Raw genomic sequence first — 22,861 nt, 5'->3', positions numbered from 1 at the left:
GACGGCGTTCCGCGGTGCGTGACCGGGACCTCGCCCGCTGCGCCCGACGGCACGGCGCCTGGCCTTGCCCGATGGCTGTTTCAGGCCGCCAGGGTCGAGCTCTTCTGCCGGGTGGCGTCACGGTCTGCGCGGTAGCGCTGCAGGAGCGCGTCCGCGGCGGGCAGCGCCTGATCGACGGTGCGGGCTCCGGTCAGCGCGCACAAGGTGTAGGTGGCGTCTTCGAGTGCCCTGCTGGTGCGTCCGGTCGGACGTACATCGTGTTCGATACGGGCCTGGGCGAACTTGGCCAGTACGGCGCGCAGTTCCTTCTCCGCCGGAAGGATCATGGGGGTTCCTTTCACACAGGCACAGCTCGCAAGGCACCGGGACGCCACCGCGAAGAACGGGTTCGATCAACGGTCGTCCGCTGCCTGCGGCACCGGACGACGTCGAGCAAGTGATCAAGTGCCCCGCCCTGCGGGATCTACGCCGGCCCTCGCGGTCCGGCCACGGTCTGCCGCCGCCGCGCCGTCCCTGCTCCTCGGATGTGGAAGAGGACGGTCGGTGTGAGACTGGCAGGGAAGGGGTGATCTCCGTGCCCGACCCACCGCACGCCGGGGCCGATTCCGACCCCGCCCCGGACGAGAGCCGGCTGGAACGGCTGATCACCGAGGCACAGACGGCCCTGCCGGTCGAACTGCCCGCCCTGGCCGACAGGTGCGCAGCGGCCCTCGGCCTGGGCACCGCGCGCATCTACCTCGCCGACCTGCAGCAACGGCTCCTCATCCCCCTCGATGAGACCCTGGTGTCGCTGCCGGTGGAGGGCTCGACGGCCGGCTGGGCGTACCGGACCATCTCCTCACGGGTGTCCGACGCGGATGACGGCTTGGTCGTCTGGATACCCCTGGTCGACGGCGCGGAGCGGCTGGGCGTGCTGGGAGTGCGCACCGCTTCGCTGGACGGACTGCTGATGCGTCGCGCCCGGATGCTGGCCCACCTGCTGGCCATGCTGATCACCTCCAAGCGTGCCTACAGCGACTGGCTCGCCGCCCGCACCCGTACCGCACCCATGCGGTTGCCCACCGAGATGATGCGGGCCTTCCTGCCGCCACGCACCATCGGCACCACGAGGTGCGTCTCGACCGCGGTCCTCGAACCGGCGTACGACATCGCAGGCGACGCCTTCGACCACTCGGTGATCAAGCACGTGCTGAACACGATGATTCTCGACGGCATGGGCCACGACCTGACCGCCGGCCTCACCACGTCGGTCGCCATGGCCGCGGCCCGCAACACGCGCCGCGGCGGGGGAGACCTGGGCGACGTCGTCGGCTCCGTCGACCAGGCGGTCGCCCAGTGGCTGCCCGACCACTTCTGCACGGGTGTGCTGTGCCGGCTCGACACGAAGACCGGAGTGCTGCACTGGGTGAACTGCGGGCACCCCCCACCGCTGCTGATCCGTGACGAGCGCGTGCTCCCCGGAGCGCTGGACAGCCCCCCGCAGCCGCCGCTCGGCCTCGCCGGCCCACTCGCCCCGGCGGTCCGACGGGTCCACGAGACGAAACTGGAACCGGGTGACTGCGTCCTGCTGTACACCGACGGTGTCGTGGAGGCGCGGGACGCGGACGGTGCCGAGTTCGGCCTCGACCGGTTCACCGACTTCATCATCCGCTCCAACGCCGCCGGTCAGCGACCGGCCGAGGTGCTGCGGCTGCTCATCCACGCCATCCTCGACTACCAGCGCAACCAGTTCCGGGACGACGCGACGATCCTGCTCTTCGAATGGCGCCCGCAGGGCGGCAATGAGGAATCGCGCCCAGATTGACGTCAGCGGCAAAGACCGGCGGGCGTTCGCCGTGGGGACCGTCGCCGGAGCCGGCGCTTCTGGCCCGCACGGCGGCGATGTCGGCCTGGTCCAGGTGCCGGTCCTGGTGGCGGACATGGTAGGTCGCGAGCCCGGAGACGGGGCCGGCGACCCGAGCCGCTGGACGGCGATCACTCCCGCTGACACTGCGGTCGCCACAGCGACCGACCCCCACCTCACCCGCCGCCTCACGCAGCGCGTTTCGGCGGGTCCACCGCGTGGTGGGACGCCGGTTCGGCGGTGGAGCGGCTCGGGCCGGCGGCACGGGTGACGGCGGACCCGACGGCGGCGATCCGGTCCGCGAGCAGGCCCAGGGCCGCGATCGCGCGCGTGAGCCGGTCGTCCTCGGGGCCGCCCAGCGCCCGGGTGCGGACGTACGCGGTCTTGACGTCGTCGGCCCAGCGGGCGGTCTGCTCCGCACGGCCGGGATCTGTTCAGCAGACCGCGGTGACCGGAGCCCGCCTCCTCGGTTGGCCCGACGGCGAGCGGCGGCGCCAGGAATTCGCCTCAACCGCGGCCTGCGTCGAGGGCGTGCCGGTAGGCCCGTTCGTCGTCGTCCCCGAACACGGTGAACACCACGCGGTCGAACCGTCCAGGGTGGGCTGCGACCCACTCGGCGACGGTGCGCAGCGCGACCGGTGCGGCTTCCTCCTTGGGGTAGCCGAAGACGCCGGTGCTGACCGAGCAGAAGGCGAGCGTGCGGATGCTCTCCACCTCGGCGGCGAGGTCCAGGCAGGCCCGGTAGCAGGAGGCGAGCGCCTGCGCGTCGCGCGGGTGCGGGCGGCCCCGGACGACGGGTCCGACGGTGTGCAGCACGTGACGGGCCGGCAGGTGGTAGCCCCGGGTGATCTTGGCTGTGCCGGTGGGTTCGGCGGCTCCCTGCCCGGCGACGATCGTATGGCAGTCGTCGCGCAGGTGCGGTCCGGCGGCGTTGTGCAGGGCGTTGTCGACGCACGGGTGCAGCGGGCGGAAGCAGCCGAGCAGTCGGCTGTTGGCCGCGTTGACCACGGCATCCGCGGACAGGGTGGTGATGTCTCCCCGCCACAGCACCGCCTCGGCCGGGACGCGGACGGACGTTCCTGGGAACTCCTCCGCGATCGTGGGCAGTTCGCGTGCCACGACGGCGGGCCGCAGCTGCCGCTCCGCGCCGAGGAGCGCATCCAGTTCCCGGTCCGCTCCCTCCGGCAGCGGACCTGGATCACGTGCGGTCAGCAGGGCGCGCAGCACCCGGCGGGCCGTGTCGGCGCCGGTCGGAGTGTCGGCGTCGGCGAGGTGTCTCAGCGAGTCGGACCGCAGCCCGAGCCGGGACACGGCCGGATCGGCGCTGAGCAGGTGGAGGGCCGAGCGCACATGGGCGTCCACGTCGGCGGCTGTGGCGGGGGGTGCCGACGGGGCGGTGACGGGGGTGTCCACGATGGTGCCGCGCTGGACGGGGTGGGTGGCGCGGTCACCCGGGACGGTGGCCGTGGGCACGTCGAGGATCGTGCGTCGCCCGGACGTCCAGGCGCGGGTGCGGGCGCTGCCCAGATCGAGGGCGATGCCGGTGCACTGCCGGCACCAGGGCCACGAACGGTGGCCGGTGCCCACGCGTCGGGAGCCGGCCGCGGTGGTCATCGGCCGGCCTCCCTGACCTGCTGGCAGCGGGTGCAGTGGCGGGCCTGCGGCACGATCATCAGTCGTTCACGGGTGATGGGCTTCCGGCACAGGTCACAGTTCCCGTAGCAGCCCTGGTCCAGCCGCGTGAGAGCGGCTTCGACATCGGCCAGGACCATGCGGGCGGAGGCGGCGAGTTTGACGCGGACCTCGATCTGGGCGGCGGCCCGCCGGTCGAGGAACGCGTCGGCGCGGGTCGGTGCGGCGGACGACAGCTGCTGGAGCTGTTCCTGGCGGAACAGCCGTTGCTCGCGCAGGTTCGCACGCAGTGCGGCGAGGTCCTCGACGGACAGGGTCGAGGTGCGGACGTCGATGATCTGGTGGTCCACCAGGCCACCTCCTGAACAGGGCGGGGAGAGGGGGGAGCCGACGGATGCGGTGCGGATCAGGCGCTGCCGCGCCGGCAGGGGACACAGAACGGGGTGTGGGGCAGGATCTCCAGGCGTTCCACGGGGATGGATCTGGAGCACTTCAGGCAGACGCCGTAGGTGCCGTCCCGGACGCGGGCGCAAGCGGCCTCGACCTCGGTGAGGACGCGCTGGAGCGTGTCCTTCTGCGTGGACGTCGCCGGTTCCGCCGCGCCGGGCCCGGCCTCGTGGAGAGCCTGCAACTGGGTGAGGCGGGAGGCACGTTCGTGTGCGAGGCGTTCCAGGGCGTCGTCGGGCCTCAGCCGTGCTCGGCGGGTCCCGGTCCGGGGTGTGTCGGGCGTCATGCTCCCACCCTGGCCGCGGCGCCGCGCGCAAACCATCGGGCGCGATACCCATCTGTGGGCCGCCCAGCACGCAGCGCGGCGCGGCGCGGCCGGGCCTGGCCCCGGACATGGGCATCGGAGCCCATCGACGGGCGAGCGGGCAGCGGGCAGTCTGGACACCGGACCGGTCGAGGACCCAGGCGCCGCGGTGCACGCTCGGGGTGTGCGGTGACCGACAGTGGAGACGGAACCGTGTCACCCAAGGAGAGGCGTCATACCGGTGTCCCTGTTCTGGCGGATCTTCGCGCTCAACGCGCTGGTGCTGGGAAGCGCCACAGCACTGCTGCTGTGGGCGCCGGTGACCGTCTCCGTGCCAGTGGTGCTGACCGAGGCGGTCGTCCTCGTGGCCGGTCTCGTCGTCATGCTGGTCGCCAACGCGGCCCTGCTGCGGATCGGCCTGACCCCGCTCGACCGGCTCACCCGGCTGATGGCCACCGTGGACCTGCTGCGCCCCGGCCAGCGGCTGCCGGAAGGGGGCCGCGGCGAGACGGCCGAGCTGATCCGCACCTTCAACGCCATGCTCGAGCGTCTCGAGCACGAACGGGCCACCAGCAGTGCCCGCGCGCTGCTGGCCCAGGAAGCCGAACGGCGTCGCATCGCCCAGGAACTGCATGACGAGGTCGGCCAGAGCATGACCGCGATCCTGCTGGCGCTCGGGCGGGCCGCGGGCGAGGCGGACGAGCCGCTGCGCGGTGAACTCCGGCAAGCCCAGGAGATCACCAGGGGAAGCCTGGACGAGGTGCGCCGTCTGGTGCGTCGACTACGGCCGGGCGCGCTGGAGGACCTCGGTCTGGTCAGCGCCCTCACCTCGTTGACCAGTGAGTTCGCTACGCATGCCGGACTGGGCGTGGTGCGCCGCTTCGACACCGGCCTGCCCGTGTTCGACCAGCAGACGGAACTCGTGCTCTACCGCGTCGCCCAGGAAGCCCTGACCAACGCCGCCCGCCACGCCGAAGCCGAACGGGTCGAAGTGAGCCTGCGGCGCACCGACGAAGCGGTGGTGCTGGCCGTCACCGACGACGGCCGAGGAATGGGCGTCGCCCGCGAAGGGGCAGGGATCCGCGGGATGCGCGAGCGGGCCCTGCTGATCGGGGCCACGCTGGATGTCACCTGCCGGCCGCAGGCCGGTACGACGGTCCGACTGACCGTGCCCCACCTCAGGAAGCAGCCATGACCACGCCCCACACCTCCGTGATCCGCATCCTCCTCGCCGACGACCACGCCCTCGTACGCCGTGGGGTGCGGCTCATTCTGGACCGGGAGCCGGACCTCGAGGTCGTCGCCGAGGCCGGAGACGGCGCGGAGGCCGTCGAACTGGCCCGCACCCATGAGGTCGACCTGGCCGTGATGGACATCGCCATGCCCCGGATGACCGGCCTGCAGGCCACCCGGGAACTCCTCGCGCTGAAGCCCGGCGTGCGCGTGCTGATGCTGACGATGCACGACAACGAGCAGTACTTCTTCCAGGCGCTCAAGGCCGGCGCCGGCGGATACGTGCTCAAGTCCGTCGCGGACCTCGATCTGGTGGCCGCATGCCGGGCCGCCATGCGCGACGAGCCCTTCCTGTACCCGGGCGCGGTCACGGCGCTCGTCCGCACCTACCTGGACCGGCTCCGCAACGGCGAGGAGCCGCCCGAGCAGGTGCTGACCGCGCGCGAGGAGGAGGTCCTCAAACTCGTCGCCGAGGGCCACACCTCCAAGGAGATCGCGGAGATGCTCTTCATCAGCATCAAGACCGTCCACCGGCACCGGGAGAACGTGCTGCGCAAGCTCGGCCTGCGCGACCGGCTGCAACTCACCCGCTACGCGATCCGTGCCGGCCTCGTCGAGCCCTGACCCCGGCCCTCGACCGTCCCGATCCAGCCGGCCCCGGCGCACCCCGGTGTCCCCGGTCAGGCCTGCCGTTGGAGCCGTGCCGCGGAGACGCTATGGACACAGATGCGTCGGCCGTCCTAGATTCGTCCTGGTGCGAGGTCAGCCCGGGGGAGCGGCGCTCATCGTCACGCAGCAGGGGGAGCATGAGATTCGGCTTACTGGGGCCGCTGCACGCCCAGATCGCCGGACGCGCGGTCCCGTTGAACGGGCCACGGCAGGTAAAGATGCTGGCAGCGCTCCTGATCGACGCCAACAAGGTCGTGGCCATGGAACGGCTCGTCGCCGTGATGTGGGACACGGACGCGCCCGCCACCGCGGTCCGTCAGGTCCAGGACGCCGTCTCCGGACTGCGCCGCAACCTCGGGGCCTGCGGAGCACCCGCCTCCCTGATCAGCACGCGGCGCGGCGGCTACGAGATCCACCTGGACCAGGACCAGCTCGACCTGCTGGAGTTCGAGCACGGGCGTCACGTCTGCGCACAGCACACGGCCCCGGTCGAGAAGGCGGCCGCGCTGCGGCGGGCGCTCGCCTGCTGGCGCGGAAACGCCCTGGTCGACATTCCGGGTCAGGCCCTGGCGATCGATGCGGCACGGCTGAACGAGAGTCGCGCCGCCGCGCAGCGGCAGTGCCTGGCCATCGAACTCGACCTGGGGCGTCATCGAGAGGTCATCGACGAACTGGCCACCCTGCTCCGGGACCACCCCTACGACGAGCAGGCCGCCGAACACCTGATGGTCGCCCTGTACCGGTGCCGACGACAGGGCGAGGCGCTACAGGTGTACGAGCGGTTACGCCGGACCCTGGCCGACGAACTCGGCGTCGACCCCGCCGCCCCGCTGCGGGCGCTGCACCAGCGCATCCTGACCGCTGATCCCGACCTGGCGGCCACCGTCCCGGCGCACGCCCCCTCGCCCTCGCCCTCGCCCACGCCACCGCAGAGCCCCGCCCCGCCGGTCCCCGGGCCGGCGATGGCGCTGCCGGTACGGCAACTTCCCCACGACGTACCCGACTTCGTGGGCCGGACCGAGGCGCTGGCCGAGATCGCCGGGCTGCTCGACGGATCGGCGCCGAACCGGGCCCCGGTGGTCGTCGTCGTGGGCGGTCCCGGTGTCGGCAAGTCCTGCCTGGTGACGCATGCCGCGCGGCTGGCCAGCGCCGGTTTCCCGGACGGCCAGCTCTACCTCGACCTCGCGGCGACATCGGATCAGCCACGGGACCCGGGCCTGATGCTGGCCGAAGCACTGCGTGCGCTCTCGATCACCGGCAGCGCGATCCCGAACGGACTCGCCGAGCGAGCCGCGCTCTACCGGTCGCTGCTGGTGGACCGCCGCATGCTGGTGGTGCTGGACGATGCCGGTCACGCCGATCAGGTGCTGCCGTTGCTGCCCGGCGCCGAGGGCTGCGCCGTGCTGATCACCAGCCGCACCCTGCTGACCCAGCTTCCCGGTGCCCGTCACATCGACCTGGACGTGTTGAGCCGTGCGGAGGCACGGGAGTTGTTCACCGGAATCGTCGGCCGGCGGCGGGTCGGGCGGGAACCGGGGGAGGCCGACGCGATCCTCGACTGCTGCGGCAATCTGCCGCTGGCCATCCGGATCGCCAGCGGCAAGCTCACGGGCCGCCCCGCCTGGCCGCTGCGGGTGCTGCGGGAACGCATCGAGGACGAGTCACGACGGCTGGCCGAACTGAGGATCGGCGACCTCAGCGTGCGCGCCAGCGTCGAGCTGAGCCTACGGCTGCTGCCGGCCGACGCGGTGCGCGCGCTGAGCCTCCTCGGCCTCCTCGGCCCCTACACCCTGCCCGGCTGGGTGGTCGGCCCGCTGCTGGACCGCCCGGACGGCGAAGAAGTGCTGGACACCCTCGTCGACGCCAGCCTGGTGCGGCTGACCGTCACCGATGCCCTCGGTGAGCCGCGCTACCGGCTGCACGACCTGATCAGGACCTGTGCCGTCGAGATCGCCGCCTCGCTGCCCACGGAGGAGAAGCGGGACGCGATCATCCGGGTGCTGTCCGTCTGGCTAGAGTTGGTCGGGCGCGGCACCGACCGGCTGCCGCCGGCCGGGCTGCTGGCGGCCGCGCCCGGTACGGCACCGCGCCGGTCGCTGCCCGACGCGGTCGCAGGCCGGTTCGCGGCCGACCCGCTCGGCTGGTTCGACGCGGAACGCGACAACCTCCTCGGCGCGGTGAAACTGGCCGTGGACTGGGGCCAGGACGAGCTGGCCTGGGAGCTGGCGGCGGGCGCGGCGACCTACTACGACCACCGGTGTCTGTACCAGGACTGGCAGCACGGGCACCGGCTCGCGCTGGAGGCGGTCGAGGCCGCGGGCAACGTGCACGGCGCATCGGTGCTGCTGCGCGGTCTCGGCCAGCTGTACATCTACCAGGACGAGTTCGAACGGGCCACCCGGGCCCTGGAGTCGTCCCTCGGACTGTGCCAGGAGGGTGGGGACAAACGCGGCGAGGCGCTGTCCGTCGCCACGCTCGCCACGGTCAGCCGGGTGCAGGGCCGTGACGATGAAGCCCTCGAACGCGTCGAGCACGCGCTGGCCATCGCGATCGGTGCGGGCGACCGGGTCGTCGAAGCCCAACTGTCCTGCTCCATGGGCGTCATGAAGCTCATGCAGGGCAAAATCGAAGAGGCGGAGTCATGGTTCGACGGGGCCCTGGGCCAGGCACGGGCGCTGGGCGACGACCACCGCGTGGCCGTGGTGCTGCGGCGGTACAGCCGGCTGCACGACCGACGCGGTGACCCCGACGAGGCGCTGCGCTGTCTGGGGCAGGCGCTGGCCACCTTCGAGGAACTGGCCGACGAGCGGTGCGCCGCGTACACACTGCTGGAAGTCGGCCGCGTGTACGCGGGGCGACACGACCGGGACCGGGCGAGCCCGGCGCTGGAGCGCGCGGCGGGCCTCTTCCACCGGCACGGCGACCGCCAGGACGAGGCCACCTGCTGGCAACTGATCGGCGACCTCGAGGCCGCCGCGGGCGCGCACCACCTTGCGCAGCAGCACCGCGGGCGGGCGCAGCTGCTGTGGAACACGATCGGCGACCTCAACCAGACGAAGACGCCGGCCCGACCGTCGTCGCCGTGAGGACACCCGCCCACTCACCGCACGTCGCGGAGCTGAAGAAGGTACGCCGCGGTCAGTGCCACGGCACGGTCCTCGTCGTGCGACAGCTCCACCAGGGCACGCGACGCCGTGCTCCCGGGGATGTCCGCCAGCGCCTGGGTCAGCCGGCCGCGCGCAGGCGCGTCAGTGGTTCCGTGGGCGAGCCGGTCCACCAGTCGGGCCGCGATCTGCTCCGCCGTCAGCGCGTCGGTCGCGAGCATGCCCAGCGCGTCGGCCGCGTCCGTGTCGTTCCGCCCCGTCACGATCATGTCGACGAGTGTGGGGACCGCGTCGATCACGCCGCGTGTCCCGAGCGCGAGAGCGGCGTGTCCGCGGACCGTCACGTCGGGGTCCGCGAGTGCGTCACGCAGCCGGGCGGTCGCCTCGTCACCGGGGATCTCGGCGAGAGACCGGACCGCGCGTTCCCGTACCGCCGGCACCGGTGAGCCGAGGCCCTTCGCGAGCAGTGCCGGACCGGCCGCGTCGCCGGATCGCACCAGCGCCCAGCGAAGGGCTCCGGCGACGTTGGGCTCCGTCTCGTCGAGCGCGGCCTCGACCAGGGCCTCCACCGGCACCGGGACCTCGTCGGCGGAGGACAGTGCGGCGCGCTGGCGCACCCCCGCGCTCTGCGCCCCGAGCGCCTGGAGGAGGGCGACGATCTGGAGGACGTCCTCCCAGCCCGCGGGCTCCGCGGCGTCGATGCGGCGGAGGCGCGTGAGCAGCTCGGTCTCGGCCGCGATGCGGTCGCGCGCCTGCCGGACGAGGTCGGCGACGAGCGCCGAAGGCGTGAACCCGGGCTCGTCGAGCGCCCGCCCGATCTCGCGCAGTGACATGCCCAGCGACCGCAGACTCTCGATGTGGAAGATCCGCCGGATGTCGTCGCCGGAGTACTCCCGATAACCAGAGCCCGTACGGCCCGACGGCCGCACCAGACCCAGCGATTCGTAGTGCCGGAGCATGCGGGCACTGACGCCGGACCGTCGCGACACCTCACCGATCAACACAGGTGTCATCATCCGCCCTGGGGCGCCCCGGTGAGCGCCACGGTCCGCTTGGCCTCCTCGATCGCCGCCTCGAAACCGGTGTCCGGGTCCCGCAGCAGCCGGTGCGTGGCAAGGGCGTGCGCGCGCACGAGCGGGTCGGGGCTCGCCGTCGCGCCCCGCAGAGTCGGCGTGATCACGTCGCCCAGGGCGACCAGCGCCTGACTGAGACTCAGTTGCGTCTCCTGCGCGCCGCGCCCGAGCTGCGTCGCCAGCACCGTGGCCAGGCCCGGTTCCTCGCCGTCCGGTACGAGGACGACCGCGGCCCGCCAGGCGCTCCTCGCCACCTCGTCGTCGGCGTCCGACAACAGCGCCCGCGTGATCGCCGGCCACACCTGCCGGTCCCCGATCTTGGACAGCGTGTGCAGCGCCTGGCTGCGCGCCTGGGCACGTTCCGAGCGGACCTCGCGCAGCAGCGCGGGGAGCACCAGGGACACCGGGTGGCGAGTCAGCGCCCAGGTCAGCATGTCACGGACGAAGAAGTCGGGCTCGATCGCGCAGCGCTCGACCAGCGTGTCGACGAAGCACGGGTCGGGCGCCGAACCGACCGCCAGAGCGGCCTGCAATCGCACGGACGAGTGACTGTCCTCCAGTGCCTGGAGCAGGCGTATCGCATCCGTGTCCTGTCTCTTCATGGCCATCGGGACCACCTCCTGGGGCGGCAGTGAAGACCTTGTCACCGTGTCAAGGTCAAACGGCGGCGCCGCGTCGCCAACTCACCCGGGGAAGCGCCCCGTGGAGCGCAGCTCCCAGCGCCGTTCGGCGTAGGCCAGGTCGTCGCGCCACAGACGGCCCGCCGCGTAGCGCATGGCGGGGCGGAGCAGCGGGGCGGTCCGGCGGGCCACGGCGAAGCCCCGGCGCTCGGACGTGGCGACGACCGCCTCCACCACCGCGGTACGCGGCCTGCCCAGACTGTCCGGGCCCAGCGGGGTGGCGTGGGTCTCCACGACGGAGCCCTCACCCTCGCCACCGGTGATCCGCATGACGACCGTGCGCGGGCCCGGAGCGGTGAACACCGCGCGGACCGGCACGACGAGCCGGCCGGCGACCTTGAAGGAGACGTCGACCGTGAACGCGTCCTCGCCGTCGTCCCGGCCAGGAGAGTCCACCACGCTGAGGTCGACGAACGAGTAGGGGTGGAACCAGGCCCCGTGCCAGGGGTCGAGGCGGTTCGCGACCACGTCCGCCGGTTCGCAGACGCCCTGCCCGGTGTACACCGCGGTCAGCGCGCCGGCCGCGGCGGGCCGTTCGGGCACCGGCGGCCGAGGCATGGGCTCCTCGCCCCCGGCGCTGTCCAGCCGCACCCACAGCAGCACCCCGTCGTCGTACGCGGGCCAGGGCTCCCAGCCGCCGAACGGTCCGCCGTCCAGGGCCAGTCCGTGCCAGTGGCAGACGAGTGTGCCGCACCGCACCGGGCTGTCCCGCAGCGGCGCCCCCAGGTGCGGGCAGACACCGGGTCCGGCGACGAGACGGCCTTCGGCGTCGCGCCACAGCACCACCTCCTGGCCCGCGACGGTGCGGGCCAGCGGGCGGTCCCCGGAAAGGTCGCGGGCGGCCCCGACGACGTACCAGTTGCCGCTGGGCCGCTGCTGTGCCCGCTTGAGGGCATCGGCGATGAGCGCGGGCCGGGCCTCGCGCCAGGTCGGGCGCTGGCGTTCCCAGGCGACCGGGTCTCGGCGCAGTCGCAGGGGGAGGCGTGCTCGCCGGGGCGTACGGTCGGACGTCATGCGGCCTCCTCGCAGGGGGTGGGCGCGGCGGCGGGTTCGCGGCGGGCGGCCAGCCGGGCCGCGGCGACCCGGAGCAGACCGTCGGCGGCGACCAGCGCGCGGCGTCTGCGGGGAACCACGGCGCGACGGGTCAGTACCGCCCAGCCGTCCGCGGCGACGGCGTCCAGGATGCCGCCGTAGAGCACGAACGCCGTGTGGATGCAGGGCCGGGCGACGGGGTCGAGCAGCGGCACGCCGGGCGCCGCACGCCGGTAGGCGGCGCGGGTCAGCTCGGCGAAGGCGCGCAGGGCCTCCGTGACCCTGCGGTCGGTGCGGCCTTCCTGCCGGCAGCGGCGCAGCAGCGCGGTGTCGGCGCCGTGCGCGGCGAGCAGGTCCTGCGGAAGGTAGACCCGGCCGCGGTCGAGGTCCTCGCCGACGTCCCGCAGGAAGTTCGTGAGCTGGAAGGCGACGCCCAGTTCGGCCGCGTACGGGGCGGCCTCCTCGCGCGGCACCACGGTGCCGAGGACGGGCAGCATCTGCAGGCCGATCACCGCCGCCGAGCCGTGCATGTACCCGCGCAGCGCCGCGTAGTCGGCGTACTCCGTGACCGTCAGGTCGCTGCGCATGGAGGCGAGGAAATCGGTGAAGTGGCTCCGCTCGATCGCATAGCGGCTGCTGGTGTCGGCGAGGGCGGTGACCACCGGAGCGGCGTCCCGTACGCCCGTCCGGTCGGCCGCCGGGCCGCCCGCCAGACCCCGGGTCAGGTCGTCGGTCAGACGGTCGAGGGCGGCGGCCCGCCGCGCCGCCACGCCGCCGGTGGGGACGCCGGGGCCGTCCTCGAGCGAGTCGACGATGTCGTCGGCCCAGCGGGCGAAGCCGTACAGGGCGTGCACCGCGGGGCGCCGTTCGGGCGGCAGCAGCCGGGTGGCGAGGAAGTAGGTCCGGCCGTGCCGGGCGTTCAGTTCTCGGCAGTGGGCGTAGGCGGCGCGCAGTGTCGGGTCGGTGATGCGAGCGGCGTCCAGCTCGCGAGCGGTCACGGTCGTACTCCTTCGACGGTCGGCCGGGCGACCCGGCGGGCAGTGGCGCGGACGCGGGTGCCGCCGGTGACGCGGGCCGCGGCCAGCTTCCCCGACAGCAGGACGGGCGGTACGCCCACCCCTGGAGTGGTGCCGCAGCCGGCCAGGACGGCGTTGGCGGTGCCGCGCACCAGGTTGCGCGGGCGGAACGGACCCGTCTGGGCGAAGGTGTGCGCGGCGGAGAAGGGCGTGCCCGCGGCATGACCCTGCGCGCTCCAGTCGGCGGGGGTCACCAGGCACTCCTCCTCGATGGCGGCCGCGATGCCCGCGAGGCCGCGGCGGTCGAGTTCGCGCAGCAGGCCGTCGCGGTAGCGGGCGCCGAGCCCGGTCCAGTCGGCGCTGCCCGGCCCGATGTCGGTGTTGGGGCACGGCGCGAGGACGTAGTGCAGGTGGCGGCCCGGCGGGGCCAGGCCGGGATCGGTCGCGGTGGGCCGGGTGATCAGCAGCGAGGGGTCGCTCATCAGCTCGCCGGTGTGCGTGAGTTCGCGGAAGGTGCGCCGCCAGGCACCGCCGAAGGACAGCGTGTGGTGGGCCAGTTCGGGCCAGGTACGGTCGCAGCCGGCGTGCAGGACCACCGCCGACGGGGCGTGCCTGAGCCGCGCCGGGCGGCGCGGGGCCCGACCCAGCAGCCGGTAGGCGACCGGCAGTTCGGGGGTCAGGACGACCGCGTCGCAGGGGATGCGCAGGTCGTCGGTCACCACGGCGGTGACGCGTTCACCGGCGCGTTCCAGACGGGTCACCCCCTGCCCGTAGTGGAACACCGCCCCCGCCTCGGCCGCGGCGTCGGCCATGGCCCGGGGTAGGGCGTGCATGCCGCCGCGCGGGAAGTACACCCCGGCGACGGTGTCCATGTAGGCGATCACCGCGTAGGCGGCCATCGCCCGCTCGGGCGGCACCCCGGCGTACAGGGCCTGGAAGGAGAAGACGCGCCGCAGCCGCTCGTCGCGCAGGTGCCGGGCGACCCGCGCCTCCCAGCGGCCGAAGCCGCCGAGCGCGGCGAGCCGGACCAGGTCGGGGCCGAGCAGTTGCAGCGGCGAGTCGAAGTCGGCGTCGAGGAAGCGGCCGCGCTCGGCCTGGTAGAGCTGTCCCAGCCAGTGCCGCAGCCTGCGGTAGCCGGCCGCTTCGGCGCCCCCGGCGAACCGTTCGATCTCCGCCTCCATGGCCTCGCCGTCGGTGTGCACGTCGAGGGTGCTGCCGTCGGCGAAGCGCGCCCGGTAGGCGGGGTGCAGCTCGATCAGCTCGACGCGCTCGCGCAGCGAGGCGCCGACCGCGGCGAACGCCTCGTCGGCGATCTCCGGCATGGTGAGCACGGTGGGTCCGGTGTCGATCCGGTAGCCGCCGAGCTCCATGCGGCCCGCCCGCCCGCCGGGCAGCGCGTCGCGTTCGACGACCGTGACCCGGCGGCCGGCGCCGAGCAGGTGCAGGGCGGCGGACAGACCGGCCAGTCCGGCGCCGACCACGACCACGTGGTCGGTGGGTCCCGCGATGGTCCGGGTCACCGGCCCGCCTCCGTTCCCGTGACGGCGAGAGCGGCGGCGCGCGGACCCGCGGCCGGCTCGGGCACCTGGCCTGCCGTGCCGGTGACCTCGGCCAGCAGGTCGCGCAGCCGTCCGGCCGCGTCCGGCTCCAGGGCGGCTTCGCCGAGGTGGCGCAGGCAGCGCCGGTCGAGCCGGGCGATCCGCGCCTCCACATGGGCGCGGGCCCCGGTGCCGGCCACCACTTCCCGCACTTCGGCCAGTTCGCCGTCGGTGAGGTCGGGCCGGCCCATCACGCGGTCGAGCACGCCGAGCGCGTGGTGGTCGCCGGCGGCGGTGGCGAAGGTCCGGGCCACGGCCAGCGGATAGGTCGGGGTGCCCTCACGCACGTCGCCGCCCGACGGCTTGCCGGTGACCCGGGGGTCGGCGAACAGGTCGTCGAGGTCGTCCCTGAGCTGGAAGGCGAGGCCCGCGCAGCGTCCCGCGCGGCGCAGCGTCCCGGTGGTGGCGTCGTCGGCCCCGGCGAGCACCGCGCCCAGGTGCAGGGGCCGTTCCACCGTGTACAGGGCACTCTTCAGGCACGCGGCCCGGATCGACCGGCCCGGGGCGCCGGAGGGCACGGCCTGGCCGCGCACGTCGAGGTACTGGCCCGCCACCATCTCGGTGCGCATCGCCCGCCACACCTCGTGCAGTCGGTACGCGGTGTCGCGGGGCACCCCGGGCTCCAGCAGCAGTCCCGCCACGGTGTCGTCCGCCCAGGCCAGGGCGAGGTCGCCGGCGAGCACCGCGGTGGACGCGCCGAGCCGTCGCGCGGCGGGGCCCGGGGCGGTGCCGGCGTACTGCTCGGTCACGTCGGCGTGCAGCGCCGGCGCGCCGCGGCGGGTGGCCGCCTGGTCCATCAGGTCGTCGTGGACGAGGGCGCAGGTCTGGAGCAGCTCCAGCGCCGCCGCCGTCCGCAGGGCCACGCGCACCTGGGCCGGGTCCCCGCCGCCGCAGGCCCGCAGCGACCACCACAGCAGCCGGGGCCGGATGCGGCGGCCGCCGCGTCGGGTGAAGCCGGCGGTCCGCTCGGCCACGTCCCGTGCGAACACCGGGTCCAGGCCGTGGCAGCCGGCGAGGCGGTCGGCGAGGAGTTCGCGCAGTTCCCGGCCGACGGCGCCCGGCACGTCCTCGTCCACGGCGCGCGCGCCGCCGGAGGCGGCCGGTTCCCCGGTGCCGTGGGGGCCGGTCACGGCGGGCGGCCTGCGCGGCGGACCTGCCGTGAGACGGCCGATCGCCTGGGTGGAACGCATCGCGGATCCTCTCGCCGGTCGGTGATCCGGACCCCTGTCGGCTGTCCGGAGTGGTCGCGCTGTCCGTCGAGACACATTCCGCGCGGACGGCTCCGCCGGATGCACCATTCGGTGGACATGCCGACGCCCTGGGCACCCACCCGCACGACACGCTCCCCGGTGCATCCGCCACGGCCGGTGCGCGCGAAGACTGTTCGGGCCGCCGCCGGTCCGGGAGACGGATTCGCCGTCGGTCCGGGAGACGCATGCGCCGTCGGTCCGGCGGAGGGAGCCGTCGTGGAAGGAGCCGTGGTGGAAGAAGCCGCCGTGGAGGGAGCCGCCGTGGAGGTGGAGTCGGACGTCGCCGTCGTGGGCGCCGGGGCCGCCGGCCTGTCGCTCGCGCTTCGGCTGGCCCGCCCGCCCGCGGGCGCGCGCCGGGTCACGGCGGTGCTGCTGGCGGCGCCGCCGGGGCCGTTGCGCGCACCGCGCCGCACCTGGTGCTTCTGGGAAGCGGACGCGGGACCGTACGACAGTGCCCTGACCGCCTCCTGGCAGCGGCTGCGGGTGCGTTCCGGCGACGGACGGACGGTGGACGCCGGGATCGAGCCGCTGCGCTACAAGATGCTGCGCTCCGACGCGCTGGAGGACCTGGCCGGCCAGGTGCTCGCGGCCAGCCCGTGGGTGACGACCGTGGAAGCCGTCGCCGATCGGGTGGAGTCCGCGCCCGGCGGGGCGGTGGTGCACGCCCGCCGGGCCGACGGCGAGCGGGTGACGGTGCGCGCCCGCTGGGTGTTCGACTCACGGCCGCCCGAGCGGTTGCCCCCGGCGCGCACGACGCTGCTGCAGCACTTCCGCGGCTGGTTCGTACGCACCCGCCACCCGGTGTTCGATCCCCGTGCCGTGGAGCTGATGGACTTCCGCACCCCGCAGCCCGCGCACGGTCTGTCCTTCGGCTACGTCCTGCCCACGGGCCCGCGCGAAGCACTGGTGGAGTACACCGAGTTCTCCCGCGACCCGCTCGGCCGGGACGCCTACGACCGCGCGCTGCGGCACTACCTTCGCGCGGTCCTGGGCGCAGGCGACCACGAGGTCCTGGAGTGCGAACAGGGTGCGATCCCGATGACGGACGCGGTCTTCCCGCGGCGGACCGCCGCGTCGGTGTTCCGGATCGGGGCCGCGGCCGGGGCCACCCGTCCGGCGACCGGCTACACCTTCAGCGCCGTGCAGCGACAGACGGGCGCGGTGGCCGACGCGTTGCACGCCGGGCGCCGCCCCGTCCCACCGCGCGTCCACTCGGCCCGCTCCCGATACATGGACGCGGTGCTGCTGCACGCCCTCGACCACGGCCGGGTGGACGGCCCGGCCTTCTTCACGCGGCTGTTCACCCACGTGCCCACACCCCGCCTGCTGCGCTTCCTGGACGGGCGCACCGGTCTGGCGGAAGACCTGTCCATCGGGCTGCACGTGCCCGTCCCCGCGATGCTCGGCTCGGCGCTGGCCCTGCCGTTCACCTCGCGCCGCAGTGCTCCCACCACCCCTTCGCCCTCAAGGGCCTGACCCCAGCCGCCCGCCACCCAACCCGGCCCCCGGTCCCCACCCCTCCTCCTTCCCCCCTCCCCACCCCTCCTCCTTCCCCCCTCCCCACCCGACGACCTCCCCACCCGACGACCTCTTACGGAGATGGCATGCCCGTGTTGCGCGACGCCGAGCTGGCGACCGCGTTCGACCACGCCGCCCGGAGCTACGACACCCTCGTGGCGGCGAATCCCGGTTACCACGCCCACCTGCGCCGCTCCGCGCGGCGCCTCGGACTGGCCGGCCCCGGCCCGGCCCCCAGGGTGCTCGACCTCGGCTGCGGCACCGGCGCCTCCACGGCGGCCCTGGCCGCCGTCCTGCCCGGCGCCGACATCACCGCCGTCGACGCGTCGGCAGGCATGCTGCGACGCGCGGCCCTGCGGCCCTGGCCGACGCCGGTGCGCTTCGTGCAGTCGCCGGTGGAGCGACTGGCCGCGGCCGGCGTACGCGGACCGTTCGACGCGGTCTTCGCCGCCTACCTGCTGCGCAACACCGCCGACCCGGACGCGGTGCTCGCCGAGGCCCACCGGCTGCTCGTGCCGGGCGGCCGGATGGCGGTGCACGAGTACGCGCTGAGCGGGCGGGCGGCGCACCGGGCGGTGTGGAACGCGGTGTGCGGCGGGTTCGTCCTGCCGGTCGCCACACTGCTCGGCGACGGCACGCTCTACCGGCACCTGCGGCACAGCGTCGTCTCCTTCGACACGGCAGGGCAGCTCGCCCGGCGGGTGGAGCGGGCGGGCTTCGAACGGGTACGGGTGCTGCCGCTGCCCGGCTGGCAGACCGGCATCACCCACACCGTCGTCGCCCGCCGCCCGTTCACCACCGACGGGGGGACGGCACGATGACCGCACCGCGCCGTCCCTCCTTCCCGGCCGCCGTCCGCGGCCCCCGCCCCGGCCGGGACCGGCTGGCCCGGCTGCTGCCCGCACCGCCCGGTGCCGCCCGAGCACCGGAGTCCACCGCGCCGCGCGTGGCGGTCGTGGGCGGTGGCATCGCAGGGCTGACGGCGGCCACCGCGCTCGCCGAGCGCGGGGTGCGGGTCACCGTCCTGGAGCGCGACGCGCAGCTCGGCGGCAGGCTGGCCGGATGGTCCACGCGGCTGGCCGACGGCACGACGGTGACGATGAGCCGGGGCTTCCACGCGTTCTTCCGGCAGTACTACAACCTGCGGGCCCTGCTGCGCCGCACCGATCCCGTCCTGGACCGCCTCACCCGGCTGCCCGACTACCCGCTGCGGCACGGCAGCGGCCGGCAGGACAGCTTCCGGCACGTGCCGCGCACACCTCCGCTGAGCGCGCTCGGATTCGTGGCGCTGAGCGAGTCGTTCGCCGTGCGCGACCTGGTCCGGATGCGCCCGCGTGCGGCGCTGCCGCTGCTCGACGTGCGGGTGCCGGAGGTGTACGACCGGCTCGACCACGTCAGTGCCTACGACTTCCTGGAGGAGATCCGCTTCCCGGCGGCGGCCCGGCACCTGGCCTTCGAGGTGTTCTCCCGCAGCTTCTTCGCCGATCCCCGGACGCTGTCGGCGGCGGAGATGGCGCTCATGTTCCACATCTACTTCCTCGGCTCGGCGGAGGGACTGCTGTTCGACGTGCCCAGCGAACCGTTCCCGCAGGCACTGTGGGACCCGATCGCCGCACGTCTGGAACGGCTCCGCGCGCGCGTACGCACGAACACGCCGGTGGAGGGCGTCACCGTCCTGCCGTCCGGCGGCTACGGCGTGACCACCGCGAGCGGCGAGGAGCGGTACGACGGGGTCGTGCTCGCCCTCGACCCGGCGGGACTGCGCGCCCTGGTGGGCCGTTGCGGCGACCTGGGGGACGCCGAGTGGCGCGAGCGCGTGGCGCGGCTGCGCACCGCTCCGCCGTTCCTGGTGTCCCGTCTGTGGCTGGACCGGCCCGTGCGCGCGGACCGGCCGGGCTTCCTCGGCACCAGCGGCTACGGGGCGCTGGACAACGTCAGCGTGCTCAGCGCCTGGGAGGGCGAGGCGGCCCGGTGGGCGGCCCGCACCGGCGGCTCGGTCGTCGAGCTGCACGCCTACGCCGTGCCCGAGGACGTCGGTCCCGGCCGGGAGGCCACCGAGAAGGAGCTGCTCGGACAGCTGCACCGGCTCTACCCCGAGACGGCCCGGTCGGGGGTGGTGGACGCCCGTCACGAGTGGCGGGCCGACTGCCCCCTGTTCGCGGTGGGCGGCCACGCGGACCGGCCCACGGTCGCCACCCCCACGCCCGGCCTGGTCGTCGCGGGCGACACGGTCCGCACCGGCCTGCCGGTCGCCCTGATGGAACGGGCCGCCACCAGCGGCTTCCTCGCGGCCAACGAACTGCTGGGCCGTTGGGGCCTGCGCGGCCACGAACTGTGGACCGTCCCGAGCCGGGGCCGCCTCGGCGTCCTGCGCCGGGCAGCGGCCCTGGCGTAGGACGCCGTCCCGGTGCCGAAGGACTCCGGCGGCTCTTCACGACGGCTCCGCGACGGCTCCGCGACGGCTCCGCGACGGCTCCGCGACGGCTCCGCGACGGCTCCGCGACGGCTCCGTGGCCGGGTTCAGCCGCCCGGCCGCGGAGGGCCGGCCGGGAGCCCGCCGGCAGCGTCCCGCACCGGGGTCAGGGCCGCCCGGGCCCGCTCCCGGCGCCGGGCGACCAGGGACTCCCGCGCCGCCTGCCGCGGGTGGCGGCGCCGCCAGTACGGGTTGTCGTGCGCGAGCCCGCCCGTGACCCGGCCGTACATCCCGAAGGTGAGGATGAGCAGTCCCATGACGAACGTGAAGAGGACGTTGGTCATGCCGAAGTCGAGGATGTTGGCGCTCCGGTCCAGGACGAAGAGGTGGCCGAGCCCGCTCAGCAGGAACAGTGTCCCGACGGCCATGTTCAGTGTGGAGGCGAAGTTCCCGCCGACCACGGCGCCGCCCACCAGCAGCAGCCCGAAGAGGACGGAGATCAGACTGAGCAGTCCGTTCGTCGACATGCCGGCGATACGGGCGCCGTCCGTGCCGAAGGGGCTGAGTTCGTCGGCGAAGCCGAGACAGCCGAACAGCAGCAGAACGGCGCCGCACAGCCCGGCGCCGTACCGGTAGACCGTGGCCAGCCTGTGATCCACCGGCCATTCGTCGCGAAGCCTCATGACACATCCCTTCCGATGCGTGCCAGGCCCCCCAGTGCCGGGCGGGCGCAAATCATCCGCCCGCCCGTCTCACCGTCTCTTCCGGCGGCGCCCGCGCCTCGGATGCACCCCACGGGCCCCCACTGTCCCCCACCGGCCCGCGGACTCTCCCGCGCCCCACGACACACGCCGGCCGGCCGCATCCACCGGCCGCCCCCGCCCGGAAGCGGGTATGCGGGGCTTCACGCAGGGCGAAGCCCACGACCCACCTCAACCGGGAGGCGCCATGCACTCCACCGGCCGGAGCAGGCGTCTGCACACCGACCTGACCATCGAGCTGGTCATCAGCGACGCGGAAGCACTCGGGCTCGAGGTCCGGTTCAGCTACGACACTGCCGACCCGTTCGCCGTACGCCTGGACCTGCCCGGCGGTCCCGAGACCGCCGCGCCCTGGCTGTTCTCCCGGGAACTGCTGTACACGGGCCTTGGCGCGCCGGTCGGCGAGGGCAGCGTGCGGGTCTGGCCGCCGTGCCCCTGCCACGGACCCACCACGGTGCGCGTCCTGCTGCGCGGCATGGGCGCGGCCGCCGTGCTGTACATACCGGCCGGCCCGTTCGAAGACTGGCTGACCGAGACGTTCCAGGCGGTGCCCGCGGGAACGGAAGGCTCGTACCTGGACTGGGACGCCATCGTGGCGGAACTGCTGCGCCGCGACGACCGGTGAGGACGGGCGGGCCCCGTGAAGAGCCCGGGAGATGAGCCCGATCAACGAACGCCAAGACCGCAGACCGGCCTCGGCGACACCACGACGCGGCAGGGGCGCCGGTACCGGCCCGCCACCGCCATGCCGTGGGCCACGCCCCCCGATCCGGACAGCGCCTCGCCCACCTCACCGCGCAAACCGTCCTGACGACCGCCGCCCTGCGTCGTGCGCGAGGGGGTGAGCCCAGCGGCCGCACCGACCGCCCACGCCACACGCCGCTCGCCGCGCACGCCGATCGCCACCGCTGCGCGCCGCACGCCGATCGCCGCGTGCTCGCGCGCGCCGGGTCTCCGGGCCGACGGGCCGAAACCGCCGGTGCCCTGACCACGTCGGTCAGCGGCGGGCCAGCACGGCTATTTCCCAGCCGAAGCCCACGACCAGCCGGCCATCCGGGGTGACCGCCACAGCGCCCACCTCGGAGGGGAACACAAGCTCCGGTCCGACCTGTCGGCCGCTCGCCAGGTCCCAGACCCGCACCGTTCTGTCGGAGCTGCCGGTGACGGCGACAGGGAGGCCGTCCACCACGCCCGTGGCCACCGTCCACACCGAATCGGTGTGGCCGATGAGCGGTTCGCGGACGGGGCGGCCCGAGGCCAGGTCCCACACGCGCGCCGACCTGTCCAGGCTGCCGGTCACGGCGACTGGGCGACCGTCCACCACTCCCGTCGCCACCACACGAACCGGCGCGGTGTGCCCGACGAAGGGCTCTCCGACCGGACTGCCCGTGGCCGGGTCCCACACCCGTACCGGCCCCTCACCGTCGGCGACGGCCACCACCGGGCGGCCGTCCACCACCCCCCTCGCCACCGTCCACGCCGACTCGATGGGACCGGCGAGAGACTCGTCGACGGACTGATCGGCGGCCAGGTGGCCGCCGTCGACGGTGACGACGGGCAGGCTCGGTTCGCCGAACGGCCGGCCGTCAGCCAGATCCCACACGCACACCGTCTTGTCCCAGCCGGCGGTGACCACGACGTCCCGGCCGTCCACCGTCCCCAACGACACCGAGTGCACGGTGTCAGTGTGGCCGGGAAGGGTGTCCCGGTAGGTGAGGACGATCATGCTGCTGGTCGCCCACTCCACCGTCCACAGCGCGTCGGCTTCGCCCTCCACCGCCACGGAACTGATCCGCGCCGCCAGCTTCCGGTCACCGAAGCGAGCGGCATCCAGCGCGAGCAACTGCCGCCGCACACCCGGCGTCACCGCCCGGTGCAGATGATCCGACTCCTGATACAACGCCCGCACCAGCCGCGCCGCCGGGCTCGACGCCGCGCCCGCCTCCAGAGCGTCCACCACCGCACCCGGATCGGCGTGCACCAGGAACTCCGGGTCCACCCCTACCACGCCGACACTCGGATCATGAGACATGAACACATCTAACACGCCGGCCTTGGATCGTTGGTGCGATGTCCGACCGACCGCGCCTACGGATGCGTGTCCGTGATCGCGATGACCTCGTCGACGCGTCGCCATGCATGGTCAGGGCGGCGGGTGGCGTCGCCGCCAATGGTCAGAACGCCACTGACGATCAGGGCCCTTCTGATGGATCTCCGCGGCGTCGCGACGCCCGCCACCCCGCACGCCGATCGCACGCACCGAACGCCGCTCCTTCTCCCACGGAGAT

General features: G+C 74.1%; 20 protein-coding genes. 8 read left to right on the top strand and 12 right to left on the bottom strand.

The annotated features are described in order from the left end of the window. Nucleotides 1-80: 80 nt before the first annotated feature. A complete protein-coding gene (locus AB0958_RS24695) occupies nt 81-326 on the bottom strand; it encodes a DUF5133 domain-containing protein (RefSeq protein WP_366892636.1) in 246 nt (81 codons plus the stop codon). Between the two features lie 248 nt (nt 327-574). Here AB0958_RS24695 and AB0958_RS24690 point away from each other — a divergent pair, with 248 nt between their 5' ends. Next, nucleotides 575-1,804 carry a PP2C family protein-serine/threonine phosphatase gene (locus tag AB0958_RS24690; RefSeq protein ID WP_366892635.1) on the top strand — a complete coding sequence of 410 codons (1,230 nt, stop codon included), beginning with the start codon at nt 575-577 and terminating at the stop codon, nt 1,802-1,804. A gap of 546 nt (nt 1,805-2,350) precedes the next feature. Here the strand turns inward: AB0958_RS24690 and AB0958_RS24685 are convergent. From AB0958_RS24685 to AB0958_RS24675, 3 genes are read right to left on the bottom strand one after another with little or no spacing between them, the layout of a single operon-like run. After that, nucleotides 2,351-3,457 (bottom strand): macro domain-containing protein, encoded by a 1,107-nt coding sequence (locus AB0958_RS24685; RefSeq protein ID WP_366892634.1) that lies wholly within the window; start codon nt 3,455-3,457, stop codon nt 2,351-2,353. Next, entirely contained in the window at nt 3,454-3,828 is a 375-nt protein-coding gene (locus tag AB0958_RS24680) for a TraR/DksA C4-type zinc finger protein (RefSeq protein WP_366892687.1), read from the bottom strand. The genes AB0958_RS24685 and AB0958_RS24680 overlap by 4 nt, the downstream gene beginning before the upstream one ends. Before the next feature lie 53 nt (nt 3,829-3,881). Then, a complete protein-coding gene (locus tag AB0958_RS24675; protein WP_366892633.1) occupies nt 3,882-4,208 on the bottom strand; it encodes a TraR/DksA C4-type zinc finger protein in 327 nt (108 codons plus the stop codon). 259 nt (nt 4,209-4,467) lie between these two features. On the opposite strand from AB0958_RS24675, the gene AB0958_RS24670 reads away from it, so the two are divergent. From AB0958_RS24670 to AB0958_RS24660, 3 genes are all read left to right on the top strand, one after another. Beyond that, nucleotides 4,468-5,421 carry a HAMP domain-containing sensor histidine kinase gene (locus AB0958_RS24670; protein ID WP_366892632.1) on the top strand — a complete coding sequence of 318 codons (954 nt, stop codon included), beginning with the start codon at nt 4,468-4,470 and terminating at the stop codon, nt 5,419-5,421. Further along, nucleotides 5,418-6,083, top strand: a complete 666-nt coding sequence (locus AB0958_RS24665; protein WP_366892631.1) for a response regulator transcription factor — start codon at nt 5,418-5,420, stop codon at nt 6,081-6,083. The genes AB0958_RS24670 and AB0958_RS24665 overlap by 4 nt, the downstream gene beginning before the upstream one ends. Before the next feature lie 182 nt (nt 6,084-6,265). Next, on the top strand, nt 6,266-9,214 hold the full coding sequence (locus AB0958_RS24660; RefSeq protein ID WP_366892630.1) for a BTAD domain-containing putative transcriptional regulator: 2,949 nt from the start codon (nt 6,266-6,268) through the stop codon (nt 9,212-9,214). Nucleotides 9,215-9,228: 14 nt separating this feature from the next. On the opposite strand, the gene AB0958_RS24655 is transcribed toward AB0958_RS24660, so the two are convergent. The 6 genes from AB0958_RS24655 to AB0958_RS24630 form a co-directional block, all read right to left on the bottom strand. Continuing rightward, on the bottom strand, nt 9,229-10,236 hold the full coding sequence (locus tag AB0958_RS24655) for a MerR family transcriptional regulator (RefSeq protein WP_366892629.1): 1,008 nt from the start codon (nt 10,234-10,236) through the stop codon (nt 9,229-9,231). Nucleotides 10,237-10,244: 8 nt separating this feature from the next. Continuing rightward, nucleotides 10,245-10,913, bottom strand: coding sequence for a HEAT repeat domain-containing protein (locus tag AB0958_RS24650; protein ID WP_366892628.1), 669 nt, complete (start codon nt 10,911-10,913; stop codon nt 10,245-10,247). A 75-nt stretch (nt 10,914-10,988) separates the two neighbouring features. Further along, nucleotides 10,989-11,999: a DUF5914 domain-containing protein gene (locus AB0958_RS24645; RefSeq protein WP_366892627.1), complete on the bottom strand. Its 1,011-nt coding sequence runs from the start codon at nt 11,997-11,999 to the stop codon at nt 10,989-10,991. Further along, on the bottom strand, nt 11,996-13,015 hold the full coding sequence (locus tag AB0958_RS24640) for a phytoene/squalene synthase family protein (RefSeq protein WP_366892626.1): 1,020 nt from the start codon (nt 13,013-13,015) through the stop codon (nt 11,996-11,998). Before AB0958_RS24640 ends, AB0958_RS24645 begins: the two co-directional genes overlap by 4 nt. Beyond that, a complete protein-coding gene (gene crtI, locus AB0958_RS24635; RefSeq protein WP_366892625.1) occupies nt 13,012-14,553 on the bottom strand; it encodes a phytoene desaturase family protein in 1,542 nt (513 codons plus the stop codon). Before crtI ends, AB0958_RS24640 begins: the two co-directional genes overlap by 4 nt. Continuing rightward, entirely contained in the window at nt 14,550-15,821 is a 1,272-nt protein-coding gene (locus AB0958_RS24630) for a polyprenyl synthetase family protein (protein ID WP_366892624.1), read from the bottom strand. Before AB0958_RS24630 ends, crtI begins: the two co-directional genes overlap by 4 nt. 321 nt (nt 15,822-16,142) lie before the next feature. Between AB0958_RS24630 and AB0958_RS24625 the strand changes: the two genes are divergently transcribed. The 3 genes from AB0958_RS24625 to AB0958_RS24615 all read left to right on the top strand — a co-directional run bounded on the left by AB0958_RS24625 (nt 16,143) and on the right by AB0958_RS24615 (nt 19,794). Beyond that, nucleotides 16,143-17,357 (top strand): lycopene cyclase family protein, encoded by a 1,215-nt coding sequence (locus tag AB0958_RS24625; protein ID WP_366892686.1) that lies wholly within the window; start codon nt 16,143-16,145, stop codon nt 17,355-17,357. 128 nt (nt 17,358-17,485) lie between these two features. After that, nucleotides 17,486-18,220 carry a methyltransferase domain-containing protein gene (locus AB0958_RS24620; protein WP_366892623.1) on the top strand — a complete coding sequence of 245 codons (735 nt, stop codon included), beginning with the start codon at nt 17,486-17,488 and terminating at the stop codon, nt 18,218-18,220. Continuing rightward, nucleotides 18,217-19,794 carry an FAD-dependent oxidoreductase gene (locus AB0958_RS24615; protein WP_366892622.1) on the top strand — a complete coding sequence of 526 codons (1,578 nt, stop codon included), beginning with the start codon at nt 18,217-18,219 and terminating at the stop codon, nt 19,792-19,794. Before AB0958_RS24620 ends, AB0958_RS24615 begins: the two co-directional genes overlap by 4 nt. A gap of 125 nt (nt 19,795-19,919) precedes the next feature. Here the strand turns inward: AB0958_RS24615 and AB0958_RS24610 are convergent, their stop codons facing one another. Beyond that, a complete protein-coding gene (locus AB0958_RS24610) occupies nt 19,920-20,495 on the bottom strand; it encodes a DUF4383 domain-containing protein (protein ID WP_366892621.1) in 576 nt (191 codons plus the stop codon). Between the two features lie 265 nt (nt 20,496-20,760). On the opposite strand from AB0958_RS24610, the gene AB0958_RS24605 reads away from it, so the two are divergent. Then, nucleotides 20,761-21,198 (top strand): SsgA family sporulation/cell division regulator, encoded by a 438-nt coding sequence (locus AB0958_RS24605; RefSeq protein WP_366892620.1) that lies wholly within the window; start codon nt 20,761-20,763, stop codon nt 21,196-21,198. Between the two features lie 372 nt (nt 21,199-21,570). On the opposite strand, the gene AB0958_RS24600 is transcribed toward AB0958_RS24605, so the two are convergent. After that, nucleotides 21,571-22,605, bottom strand: a complete 1,035-nt coding sequence (locus AB0958_RS24600; RefSeq protein ID WP_366892619.1) for a hypothetical protein — start codon at nt 22,603-22,605, stop codon at nt 21,571-21,573. Nucleotides 22,606-22,861 lie beyond the last annotated feature (256 nt).

Origin of the sequence: Streptomyces sp. NPDC006655 (genome assembly GCF_040703965.1) — a bacterium.
Lineage (GTDB): Bacteria > Actinomycetota > Actinomycetes > Streptomycetales > Streptomycetaceae > Streptomyces.
This window is presented reverse-complemented; position numbering and strand designations above follow the sequence as displayed.

Bases quoted from the DNA above. Each gene is read 5' to 3' on its own strand.
- AB0958_RS24695 (WP_366892636.1), bottom strand. From the start codon at position 326: ATGATCCTTCCGGCGGAGAAGGAACTGCGCGCCGTACTGGCCAAGTTC.
- AB0958_RS24685 (WP_366892634.1), bottom strand. From the start codon at position 3,457: ATGACCACCGCGGCCGGCTCCCGACGCGTGGGCACCGGCCACCGTTCG.
- AB0958_RS24675 (WP_366892633.1), bottom strand. From the start codon at position 4,208: ATGACGCCCGACACACCCCGGACCGGGACCCGCCGAGCACGGCTGAGG.
- AB0958_RS24665 (WP_366892631.1), top strand. From the start codon at position 5,418: ATGACCACGCCCCACACCTCCGTGATCCGCATCCTCCTCGCCGACGAC.
- AB0958_RS24660 (WP_366892630.1), top strand. From the start codon at position 6,266: ATGAGATTCGGCTTACTGGGGCCGCTGCACGCCCAGATCGCCGGACGC.
- AB0958_RS24650 (WP_366892628.1), bottom strand. From the start codon at position 10,913: ATGGCCATGAAGAGACAGGACACGGATGCGATACGCCTGCTCCAGGCA.
- AB0958_RS24645 (WP_366892627.1), bottom strand. From the start codon at position 11,999: ATGACGTCCGACCGTACGCCCCGGCGAGCACGCCTCCCCCTGCGACTG.
- AB0958_RS24630 (WP_366892624.1), bottom strand. From the start codon at position 15,821: ATGCGTTCCACCCAGGCGATCGGCCGTCTCACGGCAGGTCCGCCGCGC.
- AB0958_RS24620 (WP_366892623.1), top strand. From the start codon at position 17,486: ATGCCCGTGTTGCGCGACGCCGAGCTGGCGACCGCGTTCGACCACGCC.
- AB0958_RS24615 (WP_366892622.1), top strand. From the start codon at position 18,217: ATGACCGCACCGCGCCGTCCCTCCTTCCCGGCCGCCGTCCGCGGCCCC.
- AB0958_RS24610 (WP_366892621.1), bottom strand. From the start codon at position 20,495: ATGAGGCTTCGCGACGAATGGCCGGTGGATCACAGGCTGGCCACGGTC.
- AB0958_RS24605 (WP_366892620.1), top strand. From the start codon at position 20,761: ATGCACTCCACCGGCCGGAGCAGGCGTCTGCACACCGACCTGACCATC.
- AB0958_RS24600 (WP_366892619.1), bottom strand. From the start codon at position 22,605: ATGTCTCATGATCCGAGTGTCGGCGTGGTAGGGGTGGACCCGGAGTTC.